This window comes from Seonamhaeicola sp. S2-3 (genome assembly GCF_001971785.1).
Taxonomy (GTDB): domain Bacteria; phylum Bacteroidota; class Bacteroidia; order Flavobacteriales; family Flavobacteriaceae; genus Seonamhaeicola.
The window spans coordinates 79,350-98,888 of record NZ_CP019389.1; the positions used below are offsets into that span (position 1 = coordinate 79,350).

The following is a 19,539-nucleotide window of genomic DNA, read 5'->3' on the forward strand; positions in this document are numbered from 1 at the left end:
ACAATATCTGAAATTTTTTATGTGTTAAAATGGAAATTAAATAGCTTTTTTAGTTAAAATAAAGCCGTTTGCCCATCATCTGTACCTTCTTTATCATCATTTGGGTCTTCTGATGATACTTCTTTTTCATCTACAACTTCTAAATCATCAGCATGTACTTCATCTGGAGCTTCATAAGGTAAAGGATCTAATAAATTAATTTGATTCACCTTATCTTTAGTTAATTGATTACCAATAGCATTTATACCTTTAATGGCTATAAATTCTTCTAAATTAATTTCAAGATTATCTTTTCTGTCTTTACCCCTTTCTTTAGCAAAAACAATTTCTGCCATTGGTTTCCAATCTGTAGAAACAATTTCTAATTGCGAATTAGGAACATCTGGTATAAAACTTTCCTCTTTATTTTCGTTTTCAATTAAAAATCTTTTTACGTAATAGATTTGTTTTTCACCATGAAAATATATTACAGATATAGGTTTTTTGGGGTTCCATTTTTCTAGCACTACCATATCATCATCAAAATGCATAGTAACCTCTGGTGTAACTGTTTTAACTATGCCTTTTTGGTTTATTATTAGTAGCTTATCTTCACCTCTAAACTCACCAATTAATTCACCTCTGCCATCAACATTTAAACGTTGTACGGTTTCATCAAACCAAATTTTTCTGGGCTTTAAGGTAGAAACTCCTTTTTCTTTTAACTCTATACGTTTTACGGTATATTTTGTTACTAAGTTACCTTTTGATGCGCGCCCTTTTATTAAAATATCGGCAAAATCAATATCCCATTTAAGTTTTTTTATACTTCCTGCTTGTCTTAAATGAACTGTAACAACCTCTGCTTCTCCGTTAGGATTAGCTGAAAAATAAAGTATTTGTGAGCCTTTGTTTCCGTTAGTTACATCATACTCTCTATCTCTTGTCATTGCAGTAACTGCAAACCGCTTAATGTATGAAGGACCTTTTTTACCATCTCTATAAATTAAATTATAAATGGTGCGTTTATCTTTCTTTTTAAATACAGCTACATGAATAATGTCTTTACCAATAAAAGTTTTAGCATCAACTTTTGTAACCATCATTTTACCGGCTTTGGTAAAAACAATAATGTCATCTATATCACTACAATCACAAACATACTCGTCTCTTCTTAATGATGTTCCTATAAAACCTTCGGCTCTATTTACATATAGTTTTATGTTTCTAATAACTACTCTTGTGGCATCTACATCATCAAAAGTTCTAATCTCAGTTTTACGCTCTCTTCCTTCTCCATATTCTTTTTTAAGCCTTTTAAAATAAGTTATGGTGTAATCTATAATGTTAGCTAAATGATGTTTTACCTCTGCTATTTGTTCTTCTAAAGCATCAATTTTTTGTTGTGCTTTATCTATATCAAATTTTGAAATTCTTTTAATTCTAATTTCGGTTAAACGCACAATATCGTCTTCTGTTATGGCGCGTTTTAAATGTTTAATATGAGGTTTTAGTCCTTTGTCAATAGCAGTTATTACACCATCCCAAGTTTCTTCTTCTTCAATATCACGATAAATTCTGTTCTCAATAAAAATACGCTCAAGTGAAGCAAAATGCCACTGCTCTTCTAACTCCCCTAGTTTTATTTCTAGCTCTTGTTTTAAAAGCTGAACGGTGTTATCTGTTGAACGGCGCAACATTTCTGAAACCCCTATAAATAGAGGTTTATTGTCTTCTATGACACAGCCTAATGGCGAAATTGAAGATTCACAGCTAGTAAAAGCGTACAATGCATCAATAGTTTTATCTGGCGACAATCCTGATGGTAAATGCACTAAAATTTCAACCTCAGCAGCGGTGTTATCTTCTATTTTTTTAATTTTAATTTTGCCCTTGTCGTTGGCTTTTAAAATAGAATCTATTAAAGATGATGTGGTAGTTCCGTAAGGTATTTCTGTGATTACAAGTGTGTTTTTATCTAATTGAGAAATTTTGGCACGAACACGTACTTTACCACCTCTATTTCCATCATTATAATTTGAGAAATCTGCTATTCCTGCAGTTGGAAAATCTGGAAGTAAAGTAAAACGTTTACCTTGTAAGTGCTTAATTGAAGCATCTATTAACTCTATAAAATTGTGTGGTAATATTTTGGTTGAAAGCCCAACAGCAATCCCCTCGCCACCTTGTGCTAATAGCAACGGAAACTTAACAGGTAAATTAACAGGCTCTTTTCTTCGGCCATCATAACTAGCTTGCCATTCTGTAATTTTAGGGCTATATACTACATCTAGAGCAAATTTAGAGAGGCGCGCCTCTATATACCTAGAGGCCGCGGCGCTATCTCCTGTTAGTATATTTCCCCAGTTACCTTGGGTGTCTATAAGCAAATCTTTCTGGCCAATTTGAACCATGGCATCGGCTATACTTGCATCTCCATGTGGATGATACTGCATAGTATGCCCTACAATGTTTGCTACTTTGTTATAGCGCCCATCGTCAAGATCTTTCATAGAGTGCATTATACGACGCTGTACTGGTTTAAAACCATCTTCAATAGCTGGTACTGCACGCTCTAGTATAACGTATGAGGCGTAATCTAAAAACCAATCTTTATACATACCCGTTACCCGGGTAATTGTTTCTTTTGACTCTTCTGGTTTGTTATTTAAATCTTCGCCTTCCTCAATCATTAATTATTTTAATTTAAATGGGGTTTACCTTTAAGAATTTTTTTAAGCTTCTTAGCGTTTAAAAAATGTAATTCTTCACTACTATTATTTTGGTACAAATATTTGTAACTTCTCTTTTTTTCTTCTTTTTTTTCTTTTGTATATAACATCTTAATTTCATTTTGTCCTGTTAACCAAACAGGTATTAAACATTATTTCTAATGCAAATTTACGTTTAAACTAAGATATTACATCGTATTTTAACTTATTTTTATATCAAATTCTCATTTTAACAAACAAATAATCTTAATTTAACAATTAAAACACCTGTTTACTCAATAATATCCAATTCTACTTTTAAATTGTCTATTATAAACTCTTGTCTTGTTGGTGTGTTTTTTCCCATGTAAAATGACAATAATTCATCTATAGACATATCATCATCAAGCATTACAGGATCTAGACGTATATCTCTTCCTATAAAATGTTTAAATTCATCTGGTGAAATTTCACCTAGCCCTTTAAACCGAGTAATTTCTGGTTTTGGTTTAAGTTTTTCTATAGCATCTATACGCTCTTCTTCAGTATAACAATAAATGGTTTCTTTTTTATTGCGAACTCTAAAGAGTGGTGTTTGCAAAATGTATAAATGCCCTTCTTTTATTATTTCTGGGAAAAATTGTAAAAAAAACGTAATTAATAATAATCTAATATGCATTCCATCTACATCGGCATCGGTTGCAATTACAACATTATTATAACGTAAATCTTCTAAAGATTCTTCAATATTTAAAGCTGCTTGTAACAGGTTAAATTCTTCATTTTCATAAACTATTTTTTTACTTAACCCGTAGCAATTAAGTGGTTTTCCTTTTAAACTGAACACCGCTTGTGTATTAACATCTCGAGACTTTGTAATACTACCAGAAGCCGAATCTCCCTCTGTTATAAAGAGTGTGGTTTCTAAATTCCTTTCGTTTTTGGTGTCTCCGAAATGTATTCTACAATCGCGTAATTTTTTATTATGAAGGCTTGCTTTTTTAGCTCTATCTCTTGCTAGTTTTCTTATTCCTGATAATTCTTTACGTTCACGTTCTGCTTGTAGAATTTTTTTAAGAATTTTTTCTGCAGTATCTGGGTTTTTATGTAAATAGTTATCTAGGTTGGTTTTTACAAAATCGTTTATATAAGTTCTAACCGTAGGGTAATCTCCTCCCATATCTGTAGAGCCAAGTTTTGTTTTGGTTTGGCTCTCAAAAACGGGTTCCATAACCTTAATGGCAATGGCACTTATAATAGATTTTCTTATGTCTGCCGCATCAAAATTTTTACCATAAAACTCACGAATAGTTTTTACAATAGCCTCTCTAAAAGCATTTAAATGAGTCCCTCCTTGAGTGGTATTTTGCCCATTTACAAAAGAATGATATTCCTCACTATATTGTGTTTTACTGTGGGTTATAGCCACTTCAACGTCATCTCCTCTTAAATGTATAATTGGGTATAATAAATCTGTTTCTTTAGTTCTCTCTGTTAATAAATCTTTTAACCCGTTTTCGCTAAAATACTTTTCTCCATTAAAAACTATGGTTAACCCAGGATTGAGGTATACATAGTTTTTAAGCATTTTTACAATATATTCACTTCTGAATTTATAATTTTTGAAAATGCTTTCATCTGGAACAAAAGATACTTTAGTTCCTTTTCTGCGTGTAGTATTATCAAGAAGGTCTTTATTGATTAACTCTCCTTTTTCAAACTCTGCTGAAGCAGATTTACCATCTCTTGTTGATTCTACTCTAAAATAACTTGAGAGTGCATTTACTGCTTTGGTACCTACGCCATTTAATCCTACCGATTTTTTAAAGGCTTTAGAATCGTATTTACCTCCGGTATTCATTTTAGAAACTACATCTACCACTTTTCCTAAAGGAATTCCGCGACCGTAATCTCTAACAATAACTTTGGTTCCTTGAACAGAAATTTCGATAGTTTTTCCTGCCCCCATAACAAACTCATCTATGGAGTTATCAATAACTTCTTTTAGCAAGATATAAATACCATCGTCTGGCGATGAACCATCACCCAACTTACCAATATACATTCCTGGGCGCATACGAATATGTTCTTTCCAGTCTAATGAACGTATATTATCTTCGGTATAATTAGATTGTACTGCCATAAAAAAGAGTGAAATTTAATGATGGAATGCTAATATAAGACAACGTCTTAAAAAATAAAATAGCATTAACACAAAGTAATTAACAATACAACAATAATATTGTTGAGAACGTAGAAAAAAATATTATCTAAACTGTAAATTGGTGAGAGATACCAATTGTTTTTCTGCCTTTGCTTTTAATAAATTATTTCTAGTTTTTATAAACTTGGTCATATATTTTTTAAAGAACATCCAACTTAACAGCTTACCTAAAATTCCATAAGGTAATTCAAAATGAAAGACATTAGTCATTATTGTTTTATTACCTTTCTCTACAAAGTGATGTTCATGCCTGTAAGTTTTAAAAACTCCAAAAACCAGTTCTTCTACAAACAAGTATGGCGTTTTAAATTCTGATATTTTTAAAGTAAGGTGTTGAACAAATCCAAAATGATTAGACTCCCAAGTTATATAATCATTTAAACAAACCAAACCAGCAACCTTACCTGAAATAGCAATTTCTTTTGAATATTTTAAGTTATTTTTTAAAGTGTCTTGATAAAAATCAACATTACGGGCTAAATCAAAACAGTCTTTAATTTTAGCATTAATTTTAGTTTCTATTTTAATAACTGGCATATTTCGGGTTATAAATTACACGTTACACTACGAAGGAAAAAAGTTTAATTCAACTAAACTCCTTTATATTGACACATAACATAACCTAAAAGTCACTTCAAAAAAAAAAAATTGTTATAGCAGATATTATGGGGACAATATCTTTTTAAACATTAAACAAGAAATGCATAATGTCGCCATCTTTAACAACATAATTCTTTCCTTCAACACGCATTTTTCCAGCTTCTTTTACTTTAGTTTCACTTCCATAAGACACGTAATCATCGTAACTAATAACTTCGGCTCTAATGAACCCTTTTTCAAAATCGGTGTGGATAACACCTGCAGCTTGTGGCGCTGTAGCACCAATATCAATAGTCCAAGCGCGTACTTCTTTTACACCTGCGGTAAAGTAGGTTTGCTGATTTAATAGTTTGTAAGCCCCTCTAATTAATTTAGCAGAACCGGGTTCTTCTAACCCAATATCTTCTAAAAACATTTTACGCTCTTCATAATCTTCCAATTCATTTATATCGGCTTCTGTACCTACGGCTAAAACTAAAACTTCGGCGTTTTCATCTTTAACAGCTTCTTTTACTTGTTCTACAAAATCATTACCAGAAACGGCGGCTCCTTCATCTACATTACACACATACATAACAGGTTTATCTGTGATAAATTGTAGGGGTTTAACGTACTCTGCATAATCTTCATCACTAAACTCTAAGGCTCTTACTGATGTTCCGTTTTCTAAACCTTCCTTTATTTTTAATAGTACAGCTTCTTCTGCTTGCGCTTCTTTATTACCTGTTTTGGCAGCTCTTTTTACTTTATCTAACTTTTTTTCGGCAGTTTCAAGATCTTTAAGCTGTAACTCCATATCAATGGTTTCTTTATCTCTTATAGGATCTACACTACCATCTACATGAACAATATTATCATTTTTAAAACAACGCAACACATGCAAAATAGCATCTGTTTCTCTAATATTTGCTAAAAATTGATTTCCTAACCCTTCACCTTTACTAGCTCCTTTTACCAATCCAGCAATATCTACAATTTCTACAGTTGCAGGTAAAACGCGTTCTGGATTTACCAAACTCTCTAATTTTTCTAACCTAGGATCTGGTACGTTTACAACTCCTATATTAGGCTCTATGGTACAAAATGGGAAATTTGCACTTTGAGCTTTGGCATTAGACAAACAATTAAATAAGGTTGATTTACCTACGTTTGGTAATCCTACAATTCCTGCTTTCATTTTTCTTTAGACTTTTTTATTAAAGAGACAATAACCTATTAATTAGGTTTTTTGCGAGTGCAAATGTAGTTATTTAGATGGATTTGATTATTAGATGATTTAATTATTTAGATTGAAAACAAAAAATCCCAAGCTTTAACTTGGGATTTAATAATATTAATATTAGTTATATACTAATCTTCAGGGTGCATAAAACGTTGTTTTGCCAATAATTCTTCCTCGGTTTCTTCATGGTCTTCATCTGGCACACAACAATCTACCGGACAAACCGCAGCACACTGTGGCTCATCATGAAAACCTTTACATTCTGTACATTTATCCGGAACAATGTAGTAAAACTCATCACTTATTGGCTCTTGAGCTTCGTCTGCATCAACTTCTGCACCATTAGTTAACACTACGGTACCTTCTAAACTAGTACCATCTTTATAGCGCCAATCATCGGCGCCTTCGTAAATTGCAGTGTTTGGACATTCAGGTTCACAAGCTCCACAATTTATACATTCGTCTGTTATTATAATTGCCATACCGTTTTTTCTCTTGAGTTTGCTTAAATTTGCAGACGCAAAAATAACGCCAAAACCATTCATAACCAAATTAAGAATGCATTTACAAGAAAGAATTAATGCTTTTATAAAATTAGGAGATTTTTTAGGACAATTTTCTAACAAAGTTATTACTAAACAAAATAATGTTGAATTAAATGATTTATTCTTTGATGGTTTTAAACACCAACTAAGATTAGCCGAAGAACACAACGGTTGGTTTACCACAGAAAACATTGCTTTTGCCTTAAACAACTGGAGTAATGCTTTAACACAAGCAAACCTTACTAAGTGGCTTTCTAAGTATAATTTTAATGAAATATCGCCTAAAAAAGTGGCTATTATTATGGCCGGAAATATTCCGTTAGTTGGGTTTCATGACTTTCTTTCTGTTTTAATTTCCGGACATCATGTTTTGGTTAAACAATCTTCCAATGACAAACAACTACTTCCTTATTTAGCAAAATATTTAGAGTATGTTGAACCAAATTTTAAAGGCCGTATTTCTTTTACAGAAGAAAAGATAGAAAACTTTGATGCCGTAATTGCTACTGGAAGTAATAATACGGCTCGCTATTTTGAGTATTATTTTAAAGACAAACCTTCTATTATTAGAAACAACAGAAACTCGGTAGCTGTATTAACAGGTAACGAAACGGAAGATGATTTAAAAAATCTATCTGAAGACATTTTTAGATACTACGGGCTTGGATGTAGAAACGTTTCTAAACTATTTGTACCTAAAAATTATAATTTTGATAGCTTCTTTAAAGCTATTTACCATTGGCACCCAATTATTGAAGAGACCAAATACGCTAATAATTATGATTATAATAAAGCGGTTTATTTAATGAGTGAGTTTGATATGTTAGAAAACGGTTTCCTTATGATTAAAGAAGATAAAAGCTACGCATCACCTATTGCTACAGTGTTTTATGAGTTTTATGATAATGCAAACAAACTCAAAGAAAAACTAAAATTTGATGAACAACACATTCAATGTATTGCTTCTAATGGATTTACCGAAAATGAAATTGCATTTGGGCAAACACAAAAACCTCAACTTTGGGATTATGCAGATAGTGTCGATTCTGTTGAATTTTTATTATCAATTTAGTAAAAAAATTATTAATTTTTCACTATGATTTATTGAATTAATTACCAACTTTGCATCTTTAAATTTTACCACACAAAATGAAAAAACATAACTTTAGTGCAGGACCAAGTATTTTACCACCAGAAGTCTTATTAAAAGCCTCTCAAGGCGTTGTAGATTTAGACAATAGTGGATTATCTGTCCTAGAAATTTCACACAGAAGTAAAGCTTTTGTAGATATTATGGAGAATGCCAGAGCCCTAGCTCTAGAATTGCTTGGGTTAGAAGGTAAAGGTTACAAAGCATTATTTTTACAAGGAGGAGCTAGCACACAGTTTTTAATGGTTGCGCTTAATCTTTTAGAAAAAAGAGCGGGTTATTTAAATTCTGGTTCTTGGGCTGCAAAAGCTATTAAAGAAGCTAAAATTTATGATGATATTTATGAAGTAGCTTCTTCCAAAGATGCTAACTATAATTATATTCCTAAAGGCTATGAAATCCCTGAAGATTATGATTATTTCCACTGTACATCAAACAACACTATCTATGGAACTCAAATGAAAGAATTTCCTAACTCTCCAATCCCAATGGTTTGTGATATGAGTAGTGATATTTTTTCAAGAACTTTAGATTTTACTCAATTTGATATTATATACGCTGGAGCACAAAAAAACATGGGGCCAGCAGGCACAACTCTAGTAGTTATTAAAGAAGATTGTTTAGGTAAAGTATCTCGTAAAATTCCATCAATGATGGATTATAAAACGCATATTAGTAAAGGAAGTATGTTTAATACTCCTCCTGTATTTGCTGTTTACACTTCAATGCTTAATTTAGAGTGGTTAAAAAACCAAGGAGGCATTGCTGCTATAGAAAAAGAAAACGAAAAAAAGGCGCGTTTAATGTATTCTGAAATAGATTTAAACCCATTATTTAAAGGGTTTGCTACAAAAGAAGATCGCTCTTTAATGAACGCAACCTTTACTTTAGAAAATGAAAACCTTAAAGAAACATTTGATACCATGCTTAAAGAAGCAGGAGTTGTTGGTTTAAATGGCCATAGAAGTGTTGGGGGGTATAGAGCCTCAATGTACAATGCCTTAACACTAGATAGTGTTAAAGTAGTTGTAGAGGTAATGAGTGAATTAGAAAGAAAAGCTTAAACAGTTTATTGTAGGCAAAAGCTTTTTATTTTAGCCTATTAAAAACTTTAAAATAAAATTAACTTTTAGTTAAAAACAGAAAGTTTATAAACTTTTAACTTTTAACTTAAAAATTTTAACTTAAAAAAATGAAAGTATTAGCAAACGACGGTATTTCACAAAGCGGAATTGATGCCTTAGAAAAAGCAGGATATCAAGTAAGTACCACAACCGTAGCACAAGAACAATTAATAAACTACATAAACGAGAACGACATTACTGTACTATTAGTACGTAGTGCAACAACAGTTCGTAAAGATTTAATTGATGCTTGTCCAAACTTAAAAATCATTGGTCGTGGTGGTGTTGGTATGGATAATATTGATGTAGAATATGCAAGAGAACAAGGTAAACATGTTATAAATACACCAGCGGCCTCATCTCACTCTGTAGCAGAATTAGTGTTCGGACACCTATATGGTTTAGCTCGTTTTTTACATAATGCTAACCGCGAAATGCCTTTAGAAGGAGATAGCAACTTTAAAGGATTAAAGAAAGCATATGCTAAAGGAATTGAGTTAAAAGGAAAAACTTTAGGTGTTTTAGGTTTTGGTCGTATTGGTCAAGCTACAGCAAAAGTTGCTTTAGGCGCAGGTATGAAAGTAATTGCTTTTGATCCGTTTATCGATAAAGTTAATCTTGAATTAGATTTCTTTGATGGCCAAAAAGTAAATTTTGATATTGAAACTATTTCTAAAGAAGACGTTTTAAAACAAGCCGATTTTATTACATTACATGTACCTGCACAAAAAGATTACGTTATTGATGAAGCAGAATTTAACATGATGAAAGACGGCGTTATTTTAGTTAATGCTGCGCGTGGTGGTGTTGTAAATGAAGTTGCATTAGTTAAAGCTATTGAAAGCGGAAAAGTAGCTAGAGCCGCTTTAGATGTTTTTGAAAAAGAGCCAAAACCAGAAATTCAATTACTTATGAATCCTGCTCTATCTCTAACGCCTCATACTGGTGCTGCAACCAATGAAGCTCAAGATAGAATTGGAACGGAATTAGCTTCTCAAATTATTAGTATCCTTGGTTAATATTTTTTAATGTGACCTAAACGTTATATTTGAGTCCTAACTATATTAGTTGGGACTTTTTTTGTACCTTCTAAATCCATTTTTTTTCAATTTAAATTAAATAATATTATGTCTGGAATTTTAGATTTATTAAACAGTGACCTAGGGAAAACCATTGTTAGTGGTGTTGCGGGTCAAACCAATCAACCTCAAAACAAAACACAAGACGTCTTAACAATGGCTTTACCTGTGTTAATGCAAGCCATGAAACGTAATGCTTCAACTCCTGAAGGAGCTCAAGGCTTAATGAATGCTTTAAGCAACAAACATGACGGTAGTATATTAGATAACTTAGGCGGTCTTTTTAGTGGTGGCGTTGATAATGATGTACTTGATGATGGTAGTAAAATTCTAGGGCATGTATTAGGTAATAAAGAACAAAATGTTACAAATGCACTGGGCGCTAAATCTGGAATGGACGCTGGCTCTGTAGCTCAAATACTAAAAGTAGCAGCCCCAATATTAATGGGTGTTTTGGGGAAACAATCAAAACAACAAAACATTAGTAATCCAGGTGGAATAGAAAGTTTGCTTGGTGGTTTGTTAAAAGGAAATTCACCGCAACAAGAACAAAGCTTTTTAGAATCTATTTTAGATGCCGATGGTGATGGCAGTGTTGTTGATGATGTTGCTGGTATGGTTTTAGGAGGAGATAAAAAGAAAAGTGGACTTGGTGGTTTATTAGGAGGGCTTTTTGGCGGAAAGTAAAAATTCCTAAATGTATATCGAAAAGCCAAACATTTTAGTTTGGCTTTTTTTTGTTAAAATCATTATAAAACAAGGCTTTACGGAATGATTTTTGTAAATTTAAATACAGCATTGATTATAATTACTCACCATAAATAAGCGTTAACTCATTTATACTTTTATAAATTGAGCTTACAATTTACATTTGAGTTATATATTATTGAACCTTTTAATCATGAGAAATTTAATTTACATAACAATAACCTGTTTATTCCTTGCTTTTGGCTGTAATACTTCAAAACAGCCCGTTTCAAAAAATAATGAACAAAAAGAAAATACTGCAGTTAGTGATACTGTTAAAATAGCTAATGAAGCATTAGAATACGAAATTATTATAATAGACCCTGGTTATGCCTCTTGGTTGGTGTCTAGAGCTAAACCAGAAGGTTTCTACTCGCAACAATTTTTAGAAACAAGAAATAACATTTACGTTATTGAATGGAACCAAAGAGTATTACAACCTAACAAGTTTAACCCTAACCTATATGAATTAAGAATTGATTATGACCCTAATATTGATTATGGATACGAAGTAAATTATAAACTATACAATTACTTCATATATTTTCAAATGAAATACAATCAAAGACTAGGACCGTTTGTTCCTAGAATTTAATTTTAATACTTTTGCAACTAAATTGCATTTGTGAAAAAATTAAAAGAGCGTTGGGAGATATATAAAAATTACCAACTAATTTTTCCTTTTCTAGGAATAATTGGTTTAGCGTATTCTTCATTCAGGTTATCTTTAGTGTTCTTAAAAGAACAACATATTGCTCTTATCATTGCTCTAAGTGCTATCTTATTTTTTTTGCTACTCAAACTTGTTTTATACATTTTTAAACAACTAGAAAGCAAATGGAATGTTTCATACCGCTGGGAGCTCATTAGTATTTTTCTTGTATTTGCAATTACTGGATCATCATCTGTTTATATAGGAAAACCTATTATTAAATTTATTGGCATTACTAAAGACAACCTGCCTAGTTTTGCTTATTGGACTTTATATATTTTTATTGGGTTTATTTTCTATCAAATATTATTGGTAGCAATAGGCTGGCTTTTTGGGCAATACGGTTTCTTTTGGAATTTTGAAAAAAAAATGTTAGCTAGACTTGGGTTAAAACGCTTTATAGAATAATGCATAAACTTAAACAACATATAGCTTTTAAGTTAGTTGCTCTTTCAATAGTAGCAACATTTCTAGCGCCTTCTATAATTAAATTTGCTCATGTTTTTGAGCATCATAAACATGTTGTTTGTAAAGGTGGTAACTCAACACATATCCATCAAGTAGATTTTGAATGTGAGTTTTTTAAATTTCAACTAAGTACTCATTTCATAATTCCAGATGAATTTAATGAATGGTTAAATGTCTCTCATCAGTACCAAACACCAATTGTTTCTTATAAATTTTTAAATAAATACCAACCACTATCCTTTTCATTACGTGGCCCTCCTGTTTTAGTTTAAAGCTTCACTTCTTTTTTTTAAACTATAAACAAAATTGCAATGAAACATTATTTATTGATTGTGGTGTTATGTTTTTTAAACATTACCCATGCTCAAGACTGCACATATACTTTTTTAGGTGAAATTAAGGATTTTCATGATGGCACACCTTTAGCAGGTGCAACCATTCATATAGAAACACTTAACTCTTATACAACTGCAGATATTAACGGAAAATTCTCTGTTAAAAACTTGTGCAATGGCACTTTAGTATTGGTTATTTCTCATGTTGGTTGCGAAACAAAACGTGTGGAAATAGATATTAACGGCAATACCTACAAAGAAATAAATATGGAACATCATTTAGAAGAATTAAATGAAGTTGTAGTTGCTGCCAACACAAAGTTAGATAACACCGCTATTCAGCAAACTGTTTCTAAAACACAAATTGAAACCTATACCGATAAATCTTTAGGAGATGCATTAAATACTATTAGTGGTGTATCATCATTAAACACGGGGAACTCTATTGTTAAACCTATGATTCATGGATTACATAGCAGTAGGCTTTTAATAGTTAATAATAATGTACGCTTGTTTGACCAAGAATGGGGAGACGAACATGCACCTAATATTGATATTAATACTAGTAATTCATTAGAAGTTATTAAAGGAGCTAATACCCTTAAATATGGTAGTGATGCTATTGGAGGTTTAATACTTATTAAACCTAAAAAATATGCTGCTATAGATAGTTTATTTGGTAGTTCTATGGTGTCATTTAACACAAATGGCTTGGGCGGTAATGTAAATTCTGAAATTATTAAAACCTACAAATCTGGTTATTATGCAAAACTGCAAGCTAGTTATAAACAGTTTGGAGATTTTAAAGCTCCTCACTATTACTTAACCAATACTGGACTTAGAAATCTTAATGCCTCAATGAGCATAGGATATAACAGTTTTGAAAAAGGTTTTAATGCCTATTACAGTATTGTAAATAATGAATTTGCCATTCTAAAATCATCTCATATTGGTAATGTGAACGATTTAGTTACCGCAATAAATAATAAAGAGCCTAGAGTGGTAGAAGATTTCTCGTATAATATAAGTTATCCTAAACAAAGTATTTTGCATCATTTAGGCAAAATTGAAGCTTACAAGCGTTTTAAAAAATTAGGTAAATTATCATTACAGTATGATTTTCAAATTAACAGACGTAAAGAATACGATTTAAGAAGAGGTGATTTAGCAGACACTCCTGTAATAGACCTTAGACTATTTACAACTTCTTTACAACCTAATTTACAAATTGATGTATTTGATAACCTAGAAATAAACACGGGTTTTCTTTTACGGTTTCAACAAAACGATGCTATTTCTGGAACTGGTGTAAGCCCTTTAATTCCTGATTTTGAGAAATATGATGCCGGTATTTATGCCACAGCCAATTATAATCTCAATTTATTTAGCGAAATAAGTGCAGGTCTTAGATACGATTTTTCAAGAATTGAAGCTACAAAATGGTATAATACCACAGATTGGGAAGATACTTATAATTACGATGAATTGTTCCCAGAATTTGAATCTGGAACAACAGATAATTCTGAAACACTAACCTATCCGGAGTTTTCGTTTCATAACTTTTCGGCTAACTTAGGTTATAACAGACACTTTAGTAACGATTTTGAGCTGTTTTTTAATTATGGTTTAGCTTCTAGAATGCCTAATCCATCAGAATTATTTAGTGATGGTTTACACCATAGCGCTGCTAGAATTGAAACTGGTAAATTAACCATTGGTAAAGAAATTGCTAATAAGTTTATGCTTTCATTAGAAAGAAATAATCAAAAATTTGGCTTTACCATAAGTCCGTATTTCAATTATATTAATGATTATGTTCAACTTATTCCTGTAGGTATCACTACAACAGTAAGGGGTGCTTTTCCTGTTTGGGAATACAATCAAGTTAATGCCATAATTTTTGGTGTTGATATTGATATTGACAAGAAAATTAATAACACATTAAATTACCAAGGCAGTATAAGTTTATTACAAGGCGATAATTTAACCAATGATATTCCGCTTATACATATGCCATCAACAAATTTCACAAATAGTATATCTTACTATAACAAAGATTTAAACCAACTATCAATTAGTTTAAATCATAAAACTGTATTACAACAAAACAGATATCCTGATTATAATTTTAACACCTATGATGCTACTATTAACGATTACGTTTATGTTGATATTAGCTCTCCCCCATCTGCCTATTCATTATTTGGTTTTAACAGTACCGCAAGCTTTAAAGCTTTTAAAAAAGGAACATTAAAACTAGAATTTAATATTGAAAATATATTCAATACATCGTATAGAGAATACCTTAATAGGCTTCGATATTTTGCCGATGAATTAGGAAGAAACTTTAACTTAAAAATTAAAATAAATTACTAAAATAAAAGAAAAATGATAACACATTTAAAATTAAAAAACATGAAAACTATAAAATTATTAGCCTTATTTTTCGTATCGAGCTTAGTATTTGTAAGCTGTTCAAGCGATGATGACCATGATGATCATGACCACGAAAAAGAACTTATTACTACAGTAACTTACACATTAACAAATGGTGACGATGTTGTTACTTTAAAGTTCGAAGATTTAGATGGTGAAGGTGGCACAGATGGAACTTATACTGTTTCTGGTAACCTATCTGCAAACACAACTTATACGGGATCTATTGAATTATTAAACGCAACCGAAAATCCTGCTGAAGATATTACAGAAGAAGTTGAAGAAGAAGGTGATGAACACGAATTTTTCTATACCTCAACCATTTCAGACATAACTTTTACAAAAACAGATACAGATGAAGATGGAAATCCAATTGGTATTGAAACAACTTTAACAACTGGTGATGCCGGAACAGGTTCTTTAACCATTATTTTAAAACATGAACCTACAAAACCAAATGATGGTACATCAACTAGTGCCGGTGGTAGTACAGATGTATCGGTAACATTTTCTATTGAAGTAGAGTAATTAGAATATTTTTATTTGTTGTAATACAGAAAAAAAGAGGCTTGATTAAATCAAGCCTCTTTTTTGTTTTTTATGCTTCTATAACTTTTCCTTTTTTGGGCTTAAGCACATAAGAGTATAACCACATTAACGTAAATGTTGGCACCACATCAAGACCAGGCATTGCCTCTTCTATAAAAGATACTGCTCCTGCTATTTTCCCATCTTTTCCTTTATACATTTTAGTCATTACCCAAGCAGAAACGGGTGCCCATACTATATCTGAAAATTCTCCAATTCCCGGAATAATAAAAGATACATATCCCAATGCATCTAAAATTAAACTAAGAAATAATTTTTTGTATTTATTCATTAACTAACTTTTAATAAATTGATAACAAGAAACATACCAAAATATTGTACAATTTCTACTTTCCTATAAGTTTTAAAAACTCATTTCTGGTTTCAATTTTTTCAAACTGACCTCTAAACCCTGAGGTTGTAGTTGTAGAGTTTTGTTTTTGTACACCTCGCATCATCATACACATATGAGAAGCTTCAATTACCACAGCTACACCTTGAGGCTGTAATGTATCATTAATACAATCTAAAATTTGTTCTGTTAAGCGTTCTTGCACTTGCAAACGTCTTGCAAAAACATCAACAACTCTTGGTAATTTACTTAAGCCTACAATTTGTCCATTAGGTATATAAGCAATGTGTACCTTACCAAAAAAAGGCAAGATATGATGTTCACAAAGCGAATACAACTCTATATCTTTAACAATAACCATTTCATTATAAGACTCTTTAAACATGGCTGCTTTTAAAATCTCAACCGGATCTTGTTCATATCCTTGAGTTAAAAATTGCATAGCTTTGGCTGCACGTTCGGGGGTTTTTAGCAAACCATCTCGTTGAGTGTCTTCTCCTAAATCTTTAATAATGCTTTTGTAACGCTCTTTTATATGATCTGTTATTTCAACATTGTATTCTTCTAAATTTTTGTACGGCATACTCTTATTATTATAAAATAAAAATAGTTAAAAAATATTAGACTTAATTCTTATAAAAAACCAGTGGGTATAATTTTGCTGATTAACAAGTAATGTAGTATTTTCATAGCTTGAAACACAAGTAATGATTCAAGCAAAAAACATTCATAAATACTACAATAATTTACACGTATTAAAAGGTGTAGATATTAAGGTTGAAAAAGGCGAAGTAGTATCTATTGTTGGAGCTTCTGGAGCTGGTAAAACCACACTTTTACAAATTTTAGGCACTTTAGATAACGCTTCAAAAGATGACCCTTTTGAGTTAAATATTAACAATACAAATTTATCTGTTCTTTCTGATAAAGAATTAGCTAAATTTAGAAATCATCATATAGGTTTCATTTTTCAGTTTCATCAATTATTACCAGAATTTACTGCACTTGAAAATGTTTGTTTACCAGCTTTTATTAAAGGAACTAAAAAAACCAATGCCGAAACTAGAGCTAAAGAATTATTAGATTTTTTAGGCTTATCTCACCGTTACAACCATAAACCTAGTGAGCTATCTGGTGGAGAGCAACAACGTGTAGCGGTAGCAAGAGCTTTAATTAATAAACCCGATTTAATTTTTGCTGATGAGCCTTCTGGTAATTTAGATAGTGAATCTGCTGAAAATCTTCATAATTTATTTTTTAAACTGCGTGATGAATTTGGGCAAACCTTTGTTATTGTTACCCATAATGAAGAACTAGCTAATATGGCAGATAGAAAACTTACAATGGTTGATGGTAAAATAGTAAACAACTAAAGCTTTATAGAAATAAAAAAGGCTTGCTTAATTTATTTTATAGCAAACCTTTATAAAAGTTATTTATTTAGCTAGAGCTAATTTTCAAAAGAAAATGTTTTTCCTAAAATAGTTATTGTAGAAGTGGTATAATTCAACTTAATATCATCTATACTTCCAACACTAACATCTAATATTCCAGATTGTATGCTTCTTGGTAATAACACAAAATGCAAGTCTTCTTCTATAGTTAAAGTATAAGATATACCTTTAGAACTTACTCCTGATTGAGTACCAGCTAGCATATACTCATCATCCCAAATATTAAAGGGGGTATTGGCTCCTGCAATCCATGTTCTTGTAGAGTTTTCGGTGTAACTAATGGTTGCTCCTGTTGTAGCTGTTATTTTTCCATCATTAATAGTAACGCTATACTCTAACTCATCATTTATATTCTTTCCAAAGTTTTTAACCACATGCGTACCTTCAACCTTAAAATCTTCATGATAATAATCTGTAAAAGTACCCGTATGAGTGCTATTTTCTACTCCATACCAATTAGTAGAAACAATGGTAACAATGCCTTTACGGGTAATACCATCTTTACACAGTACACCATCACCATAATCTATAGTAGTTGTTTTAGGAAACGTTGTATAATCTAATGGTTCTATAGTTATAACAGGACCATCTGTACTAATTTTTCCAGATTTTGATTCCATAGAATCTTCTGCCGATAAAAGAGCGTCTCCACTATTATTTCCTATATCCTGAAATACTTTACTTATGGTTACATATTCTGTTAAAGCCTCTACAGCAGCAATTGAATCTGCTGTTTCGTTAAGTTCTTCTTCACAATTCATAAAAAGAATGGCTAAAATTGGGACTATAAATTTTCGCATAACATTTATTTTTATTTTACTAAATAACATTATAAATATGAATTTTAATAAAAACTACCTCAATTTTTTACATTTTAAAGGGTGTTTGTTACTGTTAATCGATGTTTTCACTCGTTTTTAATCTTTCAAAAAATGCTTTTTTAGGTTTTTTGATTTACCTTAATAACGTATTTTTACCTAGTTATTTAACCCGTTATTTAGCATTTCTAAAGTTTGAACTTGATTGAATTAAAAGAATTCCTAGACTCTAAAGTTTTTCAATACAACAACCCTAAGTTTATTGAGACTGACCCTATACAAATACCGCACGCATTTAGCTTAAAAGAAGATATTGAAATTGCCGCTTTTTTGACAGCGACCATAGCTTGGGGTAACCGAAAAATGATTATTAAAAATGCACAACGCATGATGGAATTGCTTGACAACGCACCTCATGACTTTGTAATGAATCATAATAAAACTGATTTAGAAAAACTTTCATCATTTGTACACCGCACATTTAATGGTGATGATTTTATTCAATTTATAACATCATTAAATCATATCTATAAACAATACAATAGTTTAGAATTTGTATTTTTAAAACACGCAGAAAAAGACTCCCTTCAAAAAGCTATTTCAAAATTTAAAGAAATTTTTTTTGAAATTGAACATTTACCTCGTACCGAAAAACATGTTAGCAACCCCTTAAAAAATTCTGCTGCAAAACGTATAAACATGTTTTTACGATGGATGGTAAGACAAGACCAAGCTGGTGTAGATTTTGGTATTTGGAAAAGCATCTCGCCTTCTCAACTATCTTGTCCTTTAGATGTACATTCTGGAAATGTTGCTAGAAAACTAGGAATTCTAACAAGAAAACAAAATGATGCTAAAGCTTTATTAGAGTTAGACACCGCTCTTCGTAAACTAGATAAACAAGACCCTGTAAAATATGATTTTGCCTTGTTTGGACTTGGGGTTTTTGAAGGCTTTTAATGAAAATAAAAACGATTGACAAACAGAGAGTTTAT

Annotated in this window: 19 protein-coding genes; 11 read left to right on the top strand and 8 right to left on the bottom strand. The window is 31.3% G+C overall.

From position 1 onward, the window contains the following. Positions 1–53 precede the first annotated feature (53 nt). The 5 genes from BWZ22_RS00385 to BWZ22_RS00405 all read right to left on the bottom strand — a co-directional run bounded on the left by BWZ22_RS00385 (position 54) and on the right by BWZ22_RS00405 (position 7,218). A complete protein-coding gene (locus BWZ22_RS00385) occupies positions 54–2,672 on the bottom strand; it encodes a DNA gyrase/topoisomerase IV subunit A (RefSeq protein WP_076697063.1) in 2,619 nt (872 codons plus the stop codon). Between the two features lie 310 nt (positions 2,673–2,982). Beyond that, positions 2,983–4,833, bottom strand: coding sequence for a DNA topoisomerase IV subunit B (locus tag BWZ22_RS00390; RefSeq protein ID WP_076697066.1), 1,851 nt, complete (start codon positions 4,831–4,833; stop codon positions 2,983–2,985). A 123-nt stretch (positions 4,834–4,956) separates the two neighbouring features. Further along, positions 4,957–5,451: an SRPBCC family protein gene (locus BWZ22_RS00395; RefSeq protein ID WP_076697069.1), complete on the bottom strand. Its 495-nt coding sequence runs from the start codon at positions 5,449–5,451 to the stop codon at positions 4,957–4,959. A 145-nt stretch (positions 5,452–5,596) separates the two neighbouring features. Next, on the bottom strand, positions 5,597–6,691 hold the full coding sequence (gene ychF, locus BWZ22_RS00400; protein ID WP_076697072.1) for a redox-regulated ATPase YchF: 1,095 nt from the start codon (positions 6,689–6,691) through the stop codon (positions 5,597–5,599). A 173-nt stretch (positions 6,692–6,864) separates the two neighbouring features. After that, positions 6,865–7,218, bottom strand: a complete 354-nt coding sequence (locus BWZ22_RS00405) for a 4Fe-4S dicluster domain-containing protein (RefSeq protein ID WP_076702196.1) — start codon at positions 7,216–7,218, stop codon at positions 6,865–6,867. A 76-nt stretch (positions 7,219–7,294) separates the two neighbouring features. Between BWZ22_RS00405 and BWZ22_RS00410 the strand changes: the two genes are divergently transcribed. The 9 genes from BWZ22_RS00410 to BWZ22_RS00450 all read left to right on the top strand — a co-directional run bounded on the left by BWZ22_RS00410 (position 7,295) and on the right by BWZ22_RS00450 (position 15,860). Continuing rightward, positions 7,295–8,353, top strand: a complete 1,059-nt coding sequence (locus BWZ22_RS00410) for an acyl-CoA reductase (protein WP_076702199.1) — start codon at positions 7,295–7,297, stop codon at positions 8,351–8,353. A gap of 77 nt (positions 8,354–8,430) precedes the next feature. Further along, the gene (gene serC, locus BWZ22_RS00415) at positions 8,431–9,495 is read left to right on the top strand and encodes a 3-phosphoserine/phosphohydroxythreonine transaminase (RefSeq protein ID WP_076697074.1); all 1,065 of its coding nucleotides are present in this window, start codon (positions 8,431–8,433) and stop codon (positions 9,493–9,495) included. Positions 9,496–9,623: 128 nt separating this feature from the next. Next, complete coding sequence (locus BWZ22_RS00420; RefSeq protein WP_076697077.1) at positions 9,624–10,574, top strand: D-2-hydroxyacid dehydrogenase; 951 nt, start codon at positions 9,624–9,626, stop codon at positions 10,572–10,574. Positions 10,575–10,682: 108 nt separating this feature from the next. Further along, the gene (locus BWZ22_RS00425) at positions 10,683–11,321 is read left to right on the top strand and encodes a DUF937 domain-containing protein (RefSeq protein ID WP_076697080.1); all 639 of its coding nucleotides are present in this window, start codon (positions 10,683–10,685) and stop codon (positions 11,319–11,321) included. A gap of 214 nt (positions 11,322–11,535) precedes the next feature. After that, entirely contained in the window at positions 11,536–11,976 is a 441-nt protein-coding gene (locus BWZ22_RS00430) for a DUF6146 family protein (protein ID WP_076697082.1), read from the top strand. Between the two features lie 30 nt (positions 11,977–12,006). Then, positions 12,007–12,501: a DUF6787 family protein gene (locus tag BWZ22_RS00435; RefSeq protein WP_076697085.1), complete on the top strand. Its 495-nt coding sequence runs from the start codon at positions 12,007–12,009 to the stop codon at positions 12,499–12,501. Continuing rightward, complete coding sequence (locus tag BWZ22_RS00440; RefSeq protein WP_076697087.1) at positions 12,501–12,833, top strand: hypothetical protein; 333 nt, start codon at positions 12,501–12,503, stop codon at positions 12,831–12,833. Before BWZ22_RS00435 ends, BWZ22_RS00440 begins: the two co-directional genes overlap by 1 nt. A gap of 39 nt (positions 12,834–12,872) precedes the next feature. After that, complete coding sequence (locus BWZ22_RS00445) at positions 12,873–15,272, top strand: TonB-dependent receptor (RefSeq protein ID WP_076697088.1); 2,400 nt, start codon at positions 12,873–12,875, stop codon at positions 15,270–15,272. 39 nt (positions 15,273–15,311) lie between these two features. Beyond that, positions 15,312–15,860, top strand: coding sequence for a type 1 periplasmic binding fold superfamily protein (locus BWZ22_RS00450; protein WP_076702200.1), 549 nt, complete (start codon positions 15,312–15,314; stop codon positions 15,858–15,860). Between the two features lie 70 nt (positions 15,861–15,930). On the opposite strand, the gene BWZ22_RS00455 is transcribed toward BWZ22_RS00450, so the two are convergent. Both BWZ22_RS00455 and folE read right to left on the bottom strand, forming a co-directional pair. Then, positions 15,931–16,212: a hypothetical protein gene (locus tag BWZ22_RS00455; protein WP_076697090.1), complete on the bottom strand. Its 282-nt coding sequence runs from the start codon at positions 16,210–16,212 to the stop codon at positions 15,931–15,933. Positions 16,213–16,267: 55 nt separating this feature from the next. Further along, positions 16,268–16,855, bottom strand: coding sequence for a GTP cyclohydrolase I FolE (gene folE, locus BWZ22_RS00460; RefSeq protein WP_076697092.1), 588 nt, complete (start codon positions 16,853–16,855; stop codon positions 16,268–16,270). Between the two features lie 124 nt (positions 16,856–16,979). Between folE and BWZ22_RS00465 the strand changes: the two genes are divergently transcribed. Continuing rightward, a complete protein-coding gene (locus BWZ22_RS00465; RefSeq protein ID WP_076697094.1) occupies positions 16,980–17,645 on the top strand; it encodes an ABC transporter ATP-binding protein in 666 nt (221 codons plus the stop codon). A 77-nt stretch (positions 17,646–17,722) separates the two neighbouring features. Here the strand turns inward: BWZ22_RS00465 and BWZ22_RS00470 are convergent, their stop codons facing one another. After that, a complete protein-coding gene (locus tag BWZ22_RS00470) occupies positions 17,723–18,526 on the bottom strand; it encodes a hypothetical protein (protein WP_157607871.1) in 804 nt (267 codons plus the stop codon). 213 nt (positions 18,527–18,739) lie between these two features. Here BWZ22_RS00470 and BWZ22_RS00475 point away from each other — a divergent pair, with 213 nt between their 5' ends. Then, positions 18,740–19,504 (top strand): TIGR02757 family protein, encoded by a 765-nt coding sequence (locus BWZ22_RS00475; RefSeq protein WP_076697098.1) that lies wholly within the window; start codon positions 18,740–18,742, stop codon positions 19,502–19,504. The last annotated feature ends 35 nt before the right edge of the window (positions 19,505–19,539 follow it).